Annotated in this window: 12 protein-coding genes and 1 riboswitch; of the genes, 7 read left to right on the top strand and 5 right to left on the bottom strand. The window is 66.6% G+C overall.

The genetic code is table 11. The features are described from left to right. Positions 1-98: 98 nt before the first annotated feature. The gene (locus K7957_RS10855) at positions 99-848 is read left to right on the top strand and encodes a sulfite exporter TauE/SafE family protein (RefSeq protein WP_223011999.1); all 750 of its coding nucleotides are present in this window, start codon (positions 99-101) and stop codon (positions 846-848) included. Between the two features lie 278 nt (positions 849-1,126). On the opposite strand, the gene K7957_RS10850 is transcribed toward K7957_RS10855, so the two are convergent. Next, positions 1,127-2,254: an epoxide hydrolase family protein gene (locus K7957_RS10850; RefSeq protein ID WP_223011998.1), complete on the bottom strand. Its 1,128-nt coding sequence runs from the start codon at positions 2,252-2,254 to the stop codon at positions 1,127-1,129. 193 nt (positions 2,255-2,447) lie between these two features. On the opposite strand from K7957_RS10850, the gene K7957_RS10845 reads away from it, so the two are divergent. Continuing rightward, on the top strand, positions 2,448-3,350 hold the full coding sequence (locus K7957_RS10845; RefSeq protein ID WP_223011997.1) for a LysR family transcriptional regulator: 903 nt from the start codon (positions 2,448-2,450) through the stop codon (positions 3,348-3,350). A 143-nt stretch (positions 3,351-3,493) separates the two neighbouring features. Here K7957_RS10845 and K7957_RS10840 read toward each other — a convergent pair whose 3' ends face one another. Together K7957_RS10840 and K7957_RS10835 are read right to left on the bottom strand one after the other, a co-directional pair. After that, on the bottom strand, positions 3,494-3,823 hold the full coding sequence (locus K7957_RS10840) for a hypothetical protein (protein WP_223011996.1): 330 nt from the start codon (positions 3,821-3,823) through the stop codon (positions 3,494-3,496). A gap of 24 nt (positions 3,824-3,847) precedes the next feature. Next, positions 3,848-4,759 carry an SDR family oxidoreductase gene (locus tag K7957_RS10835; RefSeq protein ID WP_223011995.1) on the bottom strand — a complete coding sequence of 304 codons (912 nt, stop codon included), beginning with the start codon at positions 4,757-4,759 and terminating at the stop codon, positions 3,848-3,850. An 82-nt stretch (positions 4,760-4,841) separates the two neighbouring features. Here K7957_RS10835 and K7957_RS10830 point away from each other — a divergent pair, with 82 nt between their 5' ends. After that, complete coding sequence (locus K7957_RS10830) at positions 4,842-5,450, top strand: TetR/AcrR family transcriptional regulator (RefSeq protein WP_223011994.1); 609 nt, start codon at positions 4,842-4,844, stop codon at positions 5,448-5,450. Positions 5,451-5,590: 140 nt separating this feature from the next. Here K7957_RS10830 and K7957_RS10825 read toward each other — a convergent pair whose 3' ends face one another. Further along, positions 5,591-5,734, bottom strand: a complete 144-nt coding sequence (locus K7957_RS10825) for a hypothetical protein (RefSeq protein ID WP_223011993.1) — start codon at positions 5,732-5,734, stop codon at positions 5,591-5,593. Position 5,735: 1 nt separating this feature from the next. Next, on the bottom strand, positions 5,736-7,904 hold the full coding sequence (locus K7957_RS10820; protein WP_246616972.1) for a TonB-dependent receptor: 2,169 nt from the start codon (positions 7,902-7,904) through the stop codon (positions 5,736-5,738). A gap of 107 nt (positions 7,905-8,011) precedes the next feature. Continuing rightward, positions 8,012-8,218, bottom strand: a riboswitch (cobalamin riboswitch). A gap of 111 nt (positions 8,219-8,329) precedes the next feature. Between K7957_RS10820 and K7957_RS10815 the strand changes: the two genes are divergently transcribed. The 4 genes from K7957_RS10815 (at position 8,330) to K7957_RS10800 (ending at position 12,245) form a co-directional block, all read left to right on the top strand. Beyond that, positions 8,330-8,629, top strand: coding sequence for a TonB-dependent receptor (locus K7957_RS10815; protein ID WP_223011991.1), 300 nt, complete (start codon positions 8,330-8,332; stop codon positions 8,627-8,629). A 107-nt stretch (positions 8,630-8,736) separates the two neighbouring features. Beyond that, the gene (locus tag K7957_RS10810) at positions 8,737-9,093 is read left to right on the top strand and encodes a DUF3253 domain-containing protein (protein WP_343228378.1); all 357 of its coding nucleotides are present in this window, start codon (positions 8,737-8,739) and stop codon (positions 9,091-9,093) included. 919 nt (positions 9,094-10,012) lie between these two features. Next, positions 10,013-10,909 carry a Crp/Fnr family transcriptional regulator gene (locus tag K7957_RS10805; RefSeq protein ID WP_223011990.1) on the top strand — a complete coding sequence of 299 codons (897 nt, stop codon included), beginning with the start codon at positions 10,013-10,015 and terminating at the stop codon, positions 10,907-10,909. Positions 10,910-11,063: 154 nt separating this feature from the next. After that, entirely contained in the window at positions 11,064-12,245 is a 1,182-nt protein-coding gene (locus tag K7957_RS10800; RefSeq protein WP_223011989.1) for an inositol-3-phosphate synthase, read from the top strand. The last annotated feature ends 5 nt before the right edge of the window (positions 12,246-12,250 follow it).

Genomic DNA, 12,250 nt, shown 5'->3' with positions numbered 1-12,250 from the left:
CCCTGCCGCTTAGCGCCGCGGTCTCGGTGATCGACGCGGTAATTCGATACCGCCGCTTGCCGGTGGGCGTGATCGGTCGAACTCGGTAATGGCCCACCATGATCGTCGACTGGCACTTCTATGTCCTTGCCATACCGGCCATCATCCTCCTCGGGCTAGCGAAGGGCGGGTTCGCTGGCATGGGCGCCTTGTCGCTCCCGCTGCTCGCGCTGGCGATCGATCCGGTACGGGCCGCGGCGATCACGCTGCCGCTCCTCATCGCGCAGGATGTCGTCGGTGTGTGGGCGTTTCGGCGCTCCGTCGACTGGCGCCTGATCGGCTGGATGCTGCCCGGCGCGATGGTCGGGATAGCGCTGGGATACGCTTTCGCCGCGAGCGTGTCGCCGAGGGCGGTGATGGCCGCGGTCGGGGCGATCTCGATCCTGTTCGGTCTGTACCGGCTCTGGATGGCGCGCCGCCCGCGTTCCCGCGAGATCGCGCGCTGGCCCGAATGGCTCGGCACCCTCTTCGGCGTGGCCTCGGGCTTCACCAGCCAGATCGCGCACGCGGGGCAGCCGCCCTTCCAGCTCTGGGTTCTGCCACGTGGTCTGCCGCGCGAGCGCCTGGTAGGTACGACCGCGATCTTCTTCGCCGCGGTGAACTGGATCAAGGTGCCGGCGTATCTGGCACTCGGCCAGTTCACACGGGCCAATCTCCTGACGTCGCTCCTGCTTCTTCCCGTGGCGCTCGCCGCCACGGTGACCGGCGTGGCCCTGGTTCGCCGCGTCGCACCCGAGCGCTTCTACACGGCCATCTACGTGCTGATGATCGCGGTGGGAGTCATTCTGACGTGGGAAGCGCTGGCGTGACGGCGTCTGGGCCGCTCTCCCGCGGCGAGAACGAGCGCATCCCCGAGCGAGGCGCGGGTGCCGTACGGGTGACCAAATCGACCGACGAGGCTCGCGTCGTCGGCGTCGGAACCGCGGGTCGTAGACGGGAGCGGCGATGGACAGCACGCCGCCGCGGGTGACGACCGTCGGGTGCGAGGAACTCGTTCTCGGGAGAGATCGACGGCGCCGTCGTCAAACGGCCGTTCGCCGGTTCGGCGGCCAGCCAGGCCGCTCATGAAGGAGCGCCGGCCACGGCGTTACCAAACGTCTTCCACGAAGGCACGTAGGTCAGCCAGCAGCAGATCGGGCTGTTCGAGCGCCGCGAAATGACCGCCACGTTCCATGTTCGTCCACCGCTCAATCCTGTAGCTTTGCTCCGCGAGCGAGCGCGGCGGCAGCGGGAAGACCGGATCGGGGAACGCCGCGACCCCTGTGGGAACGGTGACGCGCGAACCCGCCGGAAAGACGTGGGAACCTTCCAAGACGCGGCCACGATAGAGCCAGGTCGAGGTGACGAACGATCGAGGCGCCACGTAGAGCATGATGTTGGTGAGGAGGAGATCCTCATCGAAGGCAGCCCACAGGTCGGGACGGCCGGCGTCGTCGCGAGGAACGTCCGCCCAGACGCCGAACTTCTCGAGGATCCAGGCCGCGACACCAACAGGGCTGTCCGACATGGCGATGCCGAGCGTCTGCGGGCGGGTGCTTTGCTCGAGGAAGTAGCCGCGCTCCTCCTCGGCCAGCTTGCTGACGCGCTCCGCCCAGGCCTTCTCTTCGGCGGTCTCGGGATCAACGCCGTCCGTCTGCGCCGTCATCATGTTGATGTGGAGCGCGGCGACGCGATCGGGATAGTCGTGAGCCAGCCAAGCGCCGATCGCGCTGCCCCAGTCGCCGCCCTGGACGAGATAGCGCCGACCTGGGAAGAGCTCGCGCATCAGTCCATCCATCAGCGCGGCCGTGCGCCGGGGCCCGATCGGCGCGTCTGAACGGCCCGAGAAAGCGCAGCCGGGCAGCGATGGAACGACGACGTCGTGCCCATCTCCCGTCAGCGGATCGATCAGTGCCTCGAACTCGAGAAACGACCCGGGCCAGCCATGTAGGAGAAGGATCGGCAACCGCGATCCATCTCCACTCTCCTTGACGAAGTGGAGCGTCTGCCCATCGATGTCGGCAAGATGATGCTGTCGTCGGTTGAGTTTCTCTTCTTGGGAGCGCCAGTCGAAGGCCTTGAGCCAGTATTCGACGAGGCGGCGAAGATCGGCAAGACCAACGCCCGACTTCCACCCGCCGGCATCAGGGAACTCTCGCCAGTCGAAGTCCTCGACCTGCCGCCGTATCAGGCTCAGGCGGTCATCTGAGATAGCGATCTTGAATGGACGGATCATGTTGTGCCTCTTGCGTGGAAATCGTTTCGTCGCTGCGCCATCCGGACCTGGCCATCATCCCCTGCTCAGCGACGGGGCGCGGGCGGCGTTTCTCCGTCGACCGGTCGGTCCCATGGCCGCCAGAGACTTAAGCGGTGGGACTGGGCGAGACTATTGGCGCCATCGTGCATGGTCCGGTAAGCTTGGCTGGACAATGAAGCTCGACCTCAACGCCCTCAGCACCCTCGCGGCGGTGGCTCACGCCCGCAGCTTCACGGGCGCGGCCGATCAGCTCGGCGTCACCCGGTCGGCGGTGAGCCAAGCCGTCCGCAAGGTGGAAGACGGGCTGGGAACGGCGGTGCTGCGTCGAACGACGCGCAGTGTTGCGTTGACGGAGGCAGGCGAAGCCCTGCTGGATCGCGTCGCGCCGGCGCTCGCCGAGATCGAAGCGGCTGCCACGGCCGCAGCCGCCCATGGAGGCAAGCCTGCCGGCCTTCTGCGCCTCGCAGTGTCCTCCATCGCAGAAACCTTCCTCTCGGGAGACCTGCTGGCGTCCTTCCGGGCCGCCCATCCGCATGTACGTCTCGATATCCTCGTCACCGATGCCAGGTTCGATATCGTGGCGCGCGGGTTCGATGCTGGGGTGCGGCTCGGCGAGGTGATCGAGCGCGACATGATCGCGGTGCCGGTGAGCGAGGAGCAGCGCCAGATCGTCGTTGCCTCCCCCGCCTATCTGGCAGCGGCCGGAACGCCGCTTCACCCGCGCGAGCTGATACAACACCGCTGCATCGGCTGGCGCTCGTCCGACGGGACGGCACCCTATCGCTGGGAGTTCAGCGAGCTCGGGCGCGACTTCGCTGTCGAGGTCGAGCCGGAAGTGACGACCAATGACATGGCACTGATGGTGAAGATGGCGCTCGCCGGCAGCGGCTTGACGATCGGCATGGCAGAGATATTCACGCCGTGGCTGCACAGCGGCGAACTGAGAGAGGTGCTGGGACCGTTCTGTCCGCCGCTTCCGGGCTTCTTCCTGTTCTATCCCGGCCGCCGCCACATGCCGCTCAAACTACGCGCCTTGGTGGATCATGTGGCCGACTGGCGGGCCGGGCGAAGATGATCGATATCAGATCGGAGCACTCCGACCATCCGGCGGATACGCCGGGAGCGTATAGAAGCCTCGTTATAGTCCGTCTCCATTCGTCTCGCGGCTGGCGCTTTCACGGAATCAAGCCCGCACGCGTTCGAGCATGATCGCGGCGATCAGCAGCGCGATGAAGATGCCGGCGTTGAGCTTCGGCTCCCCATCGCGAAGAAGGTGAGCGCCAGCCAAGCCGCTGCGCCCGCGCCCGCGAGTATCACCACCATGGGCTCCCGCAGCAGACCAGGCTCACGCCGCGCCGCCCACAGGGACATCAGCCCGAACAGGAGCTGCCCGAGCGCGAAGGGCGGGTTCAGCCCGTGATAGAGCGTTGTTTCGGGTCCGGGGACGCGTTTCCCCCGCAGATACGGAATGCTGACATCGATGGCGAAATGCATCACGCCTGTGAACGTCAGCCAGCCGAAGGCTGCGTAGGTGAGGTATCTCGCCATACATGCCCTTTCCTATCGACGTCATCAGTATCGCACGCCGGTCGCCTGCTCGGACAATGCCCAGAGCTGCTTGGCTGCCACGCGGTCCAACGCTGGCGACGGGATTTTGGCGTCGGTGGGGTACCCTCGGGTTTCGCCGAGCCGGTCGGGGCCGTAATAACCCCCTGCGCGCGCGTCGGGCGACGTGGCGGCGAACAGTAGCGGCAGCGCACCCTGCGCCGCGGGCTGGAACAGGAATGGCAGCAGCGAGCGGACACGACTGTGCAGGCTGCTCCGGCCGGGTCCGTTGTGGAGCAGCTCCGTGCGGGCGACACCCGGATGGGCGGCGATGCTATCGAGCGGCCACCCGGCGAGCGCGCTGCGTCGCTGCAGTTCCAACCCGAACATGAGGCACGCGATCTTCGAGCGGGCGTATACCGGCATCGCCTCGTAGCTGCCGGTCGCGTTCCAGTCGCCCCAGTCGACTGACCCGGCACGCGCCGCGACGCTCGACACCGAGACTACCCGCGCACCTTTGGACGCGCGGAGTAGCGGCAGGAGGTGGCCGGTCAGGGCGAAATGCCCGAGGTGGTTGGTACCGAACTGCAGCTCGAAGCCATCCGCGGTCGAGCGCCGCTCGGGCGGCACCATGACGCCCGCGTTGTTGACGAGCAGGTCGACTCGCTCCTGATCCCTGCGCAGTCGCTCGGCGAACTGCGCCACGGAAGCAAGCGACGCGAGGTCGAGTGGTTCGAAGCGAAGCTTGGCCCTGGGTACTGCCGAGCGGACGTGCGAGACGGCCGCCGCGCCTTTGCGCGGATCGCGTCCGGCGATCACGACCTCCGCCTCGGCGCGCGCTAGCGCCAGCGCCACCTCAAGGCCGAGCCCGCCCGTCCCGGTCACCACCGCTACGCGCCCCGACTGATCCGGCATGTCGTTCACTGTCCACTTTGCCATCCTGGCCGATCCCGCTATATGCACCGAGTGCAGTTATTTAAATTGCACTCGGTGCATAAATCAAGCGTGAAAAGCAGGGATAGTGGCTGATAAGGTTGCGGCGGCGACGCCGGGTCTACGCGAGCGGAAGAAACAGGAGACCCTGAATCGCATCACCGACGCCGGCATCTGCCTGTTCATCGAGCAAGGCATCGACGCGACGACCGTCGACGAGATCGCCGCCAAGGCGGGTATCTCGCGCCGTACCTTCTTCCTCTATCTGAAGTCCAAGGATGACATTCTCCTCTCGCTCCAGGGCCGGATGGGCGATCTGATCGTCGACCGCATCCGCCATGCCGCCGACACCGCCTCACCGATCGACGCTGTCCGAGCTGCCGTGATCGACGTCTGTGCCCAGGTCCCGGCCGACGACCTAGCCGCGATCGATCGGCTGATGCGGACGAGCCCCGCGGTTCAGGCGCGCAAGCAGGTGACCTATGTCGAGCAAGAGCGGCGCTTGGTCGATGGTCTGCGGTCGCGATGGCCAAGCCCTGACCGTGAGATGGCGCTCCGGCTTGTCGCGATGCTCGCCATGGGAGCGGTTCGGCTGGCGACCGAGGCGCTAGGTCGTGAAGGCGAACGACGCTCGCTGGTTGAGCTATTGCACGCCAACTTCGACGCTCTGACGACCGAGGTCACTGCCTTCAATTGATGGTCACACTCCTGCGCGACGAGGGCGCGTCGCACCGCCTCTCGAGCTGACGAAACCGGCGAAGGAGAGGAGCCGCACTGCTCAGGCCCTCCCCATCGCGCCAGGCCGCGCATCGTGTCGGTGCTCGGGCGCCACCCTGGTCACAGCGCCCTCGCGAGCGAGGTGCTCAGGCACTGCCCGTACCGGAACCACATCAGGAAGAGTAGGCAGCTGGCCACGCCGATCCAGCAGTGGATCAGGTACAGCCAGCGCTTGGCCGCGGGCACCAGGAACGAGCGCGCCATCTCACAGCCGCGCGCGTAGTGCGACGTCGAGCGAGCGCGGCCGCCCGAGCAGCCACTGCGCCGCGCCATAGGTCGAGGTCACGTAGCGGCTGTCGAAGACGTTGTAGACACGCACGTCGGCAGCGAGCGCCGGGGTGATCGCGACCGAGAGCCCGCCGTCTGCGACGGTGTAAGGCGGTACCCAGGCACTGTTGGCCGAGTCGACGAAACGAGCGCCGACGTGGCGCAGCCCGGCCTGGACGCGCATGCCGCGGCGGCTCTCCCATGTGAGCCATAGGTTGCCGGCGCGCTCGGGCACGTTCGGCGGGGTGTTGCCGGAGAGATCCGTGTCGCCGCTCAGGAAGTCGTCGTAGCGCGCGTCGAGCAACGTCCCGTTCGCCTCGGCCGAGAAGCCGGCGGCGAGCGTCAGCGACAACGCCACCTCGATCCCCCTCGAAGACTGCCGCCCGATCTGCTCGAGCGGACCGTTGGTGACGCGTTGCGCGACCAGATCGTTCTTGACGATACGATAGCCAGCGAGCGTCGCGTTCGCTCGTCCGCCGAGGAGCGCTGCCTTGACTCCCGCCTCGACCTGGTCGCCCTTGGCGTTGGTGAAGGCGAACTGCGTCGCGCTGGTAGTGAAGGTGGTCAGCGTACCGACGGGATCCACGCCGGTGGCATATTGGGCGTAGAGCGAGATGCTCGGCTCGGGCTGGTAGACGGTGCCGACGCGCCATGTGGCGTCGCGGAACCTCTTCTCCCGCGCGCTACCCGGGAAGGCATTCGCCTCGCCCGCCGGGGCGCCGGCCGCGTCGTAGAGGATGTTGCGGCGGCGCACCGCGTCGTCCTCGTAGCGGAAGCCGCCGACCAGCGAGAGCCGACGCGACAGCCGCAGCCGGTCCTCGCCGAAGATGCTCCACTCGGTCGTGGTGGTGCGATAGCGCGGCAGCGTTGCGGTGCGATCCTCCAGCATACCGGGAGCGAAGTCGAAGGGGTCGACCGCATCCGCCTGATCCGCGACTGCGAAATTGTTCGAGTAGCGCAGGTTCACGCGATTGACCTCGGCGCCGAGCACCAGGTCGTTGGCGAAGCCGCCGCCGAGCGGTGCGCTCAGCTTCAGGTTGGCCTGATCGCCATATTGGCTGATGTCCTGGACGATGCCGAGATTGTCCGAGCGCTCGATCACGCCGTAGGGCCGACCCGCCGCGGGTGCCCAGGCGTAGCTCTCGAGGTCGTACCAGCGCCGCTTGCTGGCGAGCCGATAGGCGGCGTTGGTCAGCGTCACCGCATCGCTGACCGCCCACTCCGCGACGAGCGTCTGGCGATCGTCGCGGAAGCGGATGTCGGCGTCGGCGACATTGTAGTTGCGGCGTCGGTTGCGCGGGTCGAGCCGGCCGTCAATCAGCGGCGTGCCCCAGTAGCGCATCGGTAAGACGTCGCCGAGGTCGCCGCGCAGCGTGACGGTGAGCCGCTCGGTCGGCGCCAGGCGCAACGCGCCCGACAGCGCCAGGCTGTGGTGGTCACCGCGATCGACCCAGCCGTCCGACCGACGGTAGCTCGCGTCCAGCCGGTAGCCGAGCCCCTCGCCGAGCGGGCCGCCCGCGCCCATCGCGCCGTGCCATGTGTCCTGCGCACCGTAGCTCAGCTCCGCGTCGTAGCGCGCGGTCTCGCTCGGCGCGCGAGAGACCACGTTGACCGCGCCGCCGAGCGCGCCTTGGCCATAGAGCACGGATGCGGGGCCGGTCAGCACCTCGATCCGCTCGACGTTCCACGGGTCGATCGGGAAGGTGATCGTGCCAGCCACCGGGAAGAGCCGGATACCGTCGACGAGTTGCAGCACCGAGCCCTGGCCGACGAAGCCGCGCGCGGCGAGCGCGGTGTTGCCGTTCCCGGCGTTGGCCGCGGCGCTGATGCCGGGCGCGCGCGACACCGCCTCGCCGACCGTCAGGTCACCGCGCGCGCGGACCACGTCGCCGTCGACGCTCGCCACGCTGGCGGGCAGTTCGAGCGGCGTGAGGCCGAGGCGGCTGCCCGTCGCGCTCGGCCGGTCGAGCGTGCCGTCGCCGCGGCCGACGACGAGGATGTCGTCGCGCGGCGGTACGCGATCGTCGTCCTGCGCCAGCGCGCCGCAGGAGCAGGTGGCGAGCACCAGCGCGGCGACATACGTCGCCGGGCGGTAGGTATCGATCATCTTCATATACCCCGATGAAGGACGGGGCACGCGGACCAGACACCGGCGCGCGCGGACGGAAGGCCCGACCGCGGCATGCGAGCGGCCAGACCGGGCACCCCGCCGGTGGACGTTATGGCGTCGAGGCAGGTCTCCTGGCTCGCGGGTCGGTGCGGATGATCTGGCCTTCCCGGCCGCGTGAGCGCGACCAGTGACACGGAGCGACCATCTGCTCGCCGCTTACAGTTGCGGGGGCAGCGCCGGCATCGCACCGGCTTCCCGTCTTAGCTTCGGCGCGGCGAGCCGACCGAAGAACCTTGACCGGCATCGCATCGCCGAGCCGGGTCGGCGCGTCAAGGCTCATATAAAGATATCTTTATATGAGTTGCAGCTGAAGCGGCCCGAGGCCTGCGTAGGTCACCTGCTTCGGTCCTTGGTCGAGTGACATGGCACGCGAGCCGAGCTATCCGCGACTCGCGGAAGCGATACGGCACCTCCTCGCGCATCGCCGCTCCGCCGTGTTTCTGTGCACGCTGGCGTTGCCGCGCGTCTCGGTGAGCTATGCCCCGATTGAGGCGGCGACGGTGTACGCCAGCTATGCGCAGGGCGTCCGCACCGGCGATGCCGTCCCGGTGTTCGGTCAGGAGGTCACGACGTCGTCGGGCAACACCGCGGCCACGAGCTACTTCTCCCATCCCGTCGCTCCGCCACGGACGGCTGGAGTACGGGTGTCAGTGGGGATCTAGCCGGGCATGTTAAGGAGAGAGGGTCTGTGCAGCGGCCGCCGCTCGCGGAGACCCAACAGCGGTCATTCAGACCGTCCGTTGTGATTACCAGACGCGGACCTTCGTTCATGTTGGTCCCGCGCGCGCTTAGCGATCAGCGAGATCGCCGTGCCACGCTGACCAGGCGCAAGGCCATTTGCTCCTTCAGCGGGCTTGACCGGGCGGCGTGCGGGACCGACGCAAGAAGGATGACCGATCCAAGGGCCGTGGCTCTCTCCCTACTCACGCGCCGCGCACCAGACGCTACGATCTGCCCGAGCGAGGTGGCGCGAGCGATTGCGCCGGACTGGCGCGGCGCGATGCCGGCGGTCCACGCGGCGATCGACGGGCTTGTCCGAGACGGACAGGTGCGGCTGAGCTGGAAGGGACGACCTCTTGCAACGCGATCAGGACCGTACAGGATCGGCCGATACAGCGACGATTGAGACAAGGCTTCGCTCTCGCGCGCGTCGCCCCTCGGCTCTCGCGCATTGCTGGCGAGACTTTGGACGCCGCCCATGTTGCTGCGAGTTCTTCGCAGGCTGGCCGGGTTCAAGGGAGTTCTGGGTGCGCTGCGGCATTTTAATCAACTAAGAGCAAGCCCCAGAAGCATACGTCCGCGGCACCTTCCCAGCTCGCCAGTCTCGGCCGCTCGTTCATCCCCGCGTTGCGACCGCTTTTGGCGCCTGAACCGGCGAACTCGAACGTCGCGACTGGGCGCTGGGAATCAAGCGGGCTGTCCGAGCGCGAGTTTGTGCGGAATGAGCTGCGAACCACTTTTGCAGGAGGCTCAGGCACGGGGTTAACGGCATCGCTACGTCGAACCCTCGATGCCACTAAGGAGACCTCTTGGTAGAGAACCAGGATTGTAGCGATCGGGACGGCGGTGACGATCAGCAAGAAAGGCTCATCCGCCATTCGTCGGTCTCTAGCGATTGCGAAGGTACCGCTGGGCTGCAGCGAGGGGTAAGGCCGCGTCGGGCGCCCGCCGGCTTTCCTTGGGTGAAACGAGCGATCCACGCTCGCTCGGTGGACGGACGGCCTGATCTGCGAGCGATCATATGCGTCGCTTGTTTCCTTCTTCCCCGATGGGGGCACCTGCCTCGTTGATCTCTTTCACACAAGCGGGAACATCCACATCGTGGTTGGCATCGTGGTGGTGTTGACGCAGAAGCGCGTCCTGCACCGCCATGGATGGTATCGCGAGTTGCGACTGTGAGCAGCTACTGGCAGCGGCGCTTACGACTGCGCAGGCTCGCGGATCATCTACGGCAACCGTCCCCTCTGACCTAGGGAGACTGCCATGAGAGACGGCAGCTAGTGCGGTGCCGGCATCCCGTACTAGCGCTCACATCAAGGCAACTAGTGTCGCTCTTCAACGGATGCTCGCGTTCTCACGCGACGAGCCGCGCGTGCTACCCGCCTGCGAGATCTAGCCGGCGCGATCGCGCCGACGGCACCATTGCGAGCATTCGGCTAGGGGGAAAATTTTCCCGGCTGTTGCGTTCGGCCCGCATGCTTTCCAGCCCACTCGAAGGACGCTTCTCCACCCACCTCGATCTTACCTTTTCCGAACGTGAGACGTTGCGCTCGCTCGAGCGGCGGGAGCGATCGTTCGAGCCAGGCGAAGTCGTGGTTCACGAGGGCGAGCGGCTCGACAGCCTGTATATCGTCGCGAGCGGCTGGCTGCATGGCTCAACTCAGATGAAGGGTGGCGATCGTCAGATCCTCCGCTTCTATTTCGTCGGCGATGTCACCACCACCTTCTCGATCGCCTGGGGGTATAGCGCCGCCACGCTGCAGGCGGTGAGCCACACCACCCTGTTCCAGATGCCGAAGGAAGCGTTCGGCCACCTTTTCCGCAAGCATCCGCGGCTGGGGGCGCTGATGTTCGCCATTGCCTCCTCCGAACAGGTCGCGATGGCCGATCGCCTCACCTCGATCAGCAAGACCGACGGCTTCACCCGCATCGCGACGTTGCTGCTCGACATCCGCTCGCGGCTGCGGGTCGTCGATAATCTCGAAGGCTGTTCGTTCGAACTGCCGCTGACGCAGAAGGATCTCGGCGACGCTGTCGGCCTGACCAAGACCCACGTCAATCGTTCGCTCAAGGCGCTGGAGGCTACAGGGCTCGTCTCGCGTGTCGGTCGGGTGATCCGGATCAGCGATACCAACAAGCTCGCGACGCTGGTCGATTTCAATGACCGGCACAGCGAGATCGACGTCAACTGGCTGCCGCCGGTCGGCGCCGTATCGATGTGAGAAGATGACTTAGATCACCACGAAGCGCCCGCGCGGTGATGTAAATTACCGCTTTCGCCGATTTTCCTCCGACTCGCGTGAGGGTCGGGAACGTGGTTAACGCGCGCGGCCTTTCCGCCCCACTGGCCCACTCGGGTGCTTGCGGGGACGATAAGTGGCGGAACGTTTGGGTGTGGCGATCGTCGGGGTCGGCGGTGCGGTGGCGACGACGGCGATTGCCGGGATCGAGATGATCAAGGCGGGGTCGAACAGCTTCGACGGTCTGCCGCTTGCACATCGCGATATCGCCGGGATGATCGCCTATCGCGATCTTGAATTCGGCGGCTGGGATCTCTCGGCGGAGACGCTCGGCACGCTGGCGCTGCGTCACGGCGTGATCGGCGAGAGGGAGCTTGCCGACGGCGCCTCCGCGCTCAACGACATGCGCGCCTGGAAAGCGGCCGGCTCGACCGGCTATTGCGCGAATATCGACGGCGGCAACAAGCTGGCCAGCGGCCATCGGGCGGCCGTTCGGCAGATCCAGGACGATCTCAAGCGCTTCGCCGCGGACCGCAAGCTCGACCGGATCGTCGTCGTCAATCTCGCCTCGACCGAGCGTGTGCCGGACTTCGAAGAGGCGGCGCTGCAATCGCTCGAGGGGTTCGAGCGCGGGCTCGATACCGACGATTCCGCGATCAGCCCGGCGATGCTCTATGCCTATGCGGCGATCGACGCAGGCACGCCCTACGCGAACTTCACGCCCTCGGTCGCGGCTGATGTCGCGCCGCTCGCCGCCCTTGCGGCGGAGCGCAACGTGCCGATCGCCGGCAAGGACGGGAAGACCGGCCAGACCTTCATGAAGACGGTGATCGCCCCGGCGCTGCGCGACCGCGCGTTGCATGTCGACGGCTGGTTCTCGACCAACATCCTCGGCAATTCGGACGGTCTTGCGCTCGACGATCCCAAGTCGCTGCAATCGAAGCTTGGCACCAAGGGCAGCGTGCTCAACTCCATCCTTGGCTATCCGGTCGAGGACCATATCGTGATGATCCATTATTACCGGCCGCGCGGCGACGACAAGGAAGCGTGGGACAATGTCGATCTGACCGGCTTCATGGGTCAGAAGATGCAGCTTAAGCTCAACTTCCTCTGCAAGGACTCGATCCTCGCCGCGCCGCTCGCGATCGAGATCGCGCGCTGCCTCGACCTCGCGCAGCAGCGCGGCGAAGGCGGCGTGCAGGAGCAGATGGGACTGTTCTTCAAGTTGCCGCAGACGCAGGGCGCCGGTGATCCGGTGCACGGCGTTCCCGAACAGCAACTGATCCTCGACACCTGGTTGAACGGCACGCGCGCGTGAGCCTG

It is taken from the genome of Sphingomonas yunnanensis (genome assembly GCF_019898765.1).
Lineage (GTDB): Bacteria > Pseudomonadota > Alphaproteobacteria > Sphingomonadales > Sphingomonadaceae > Sphingomonas > Sphingomonas yunnanensis.
This window is presented reverse-complemented; position numbering and strand designations above follow the sequence as displayed.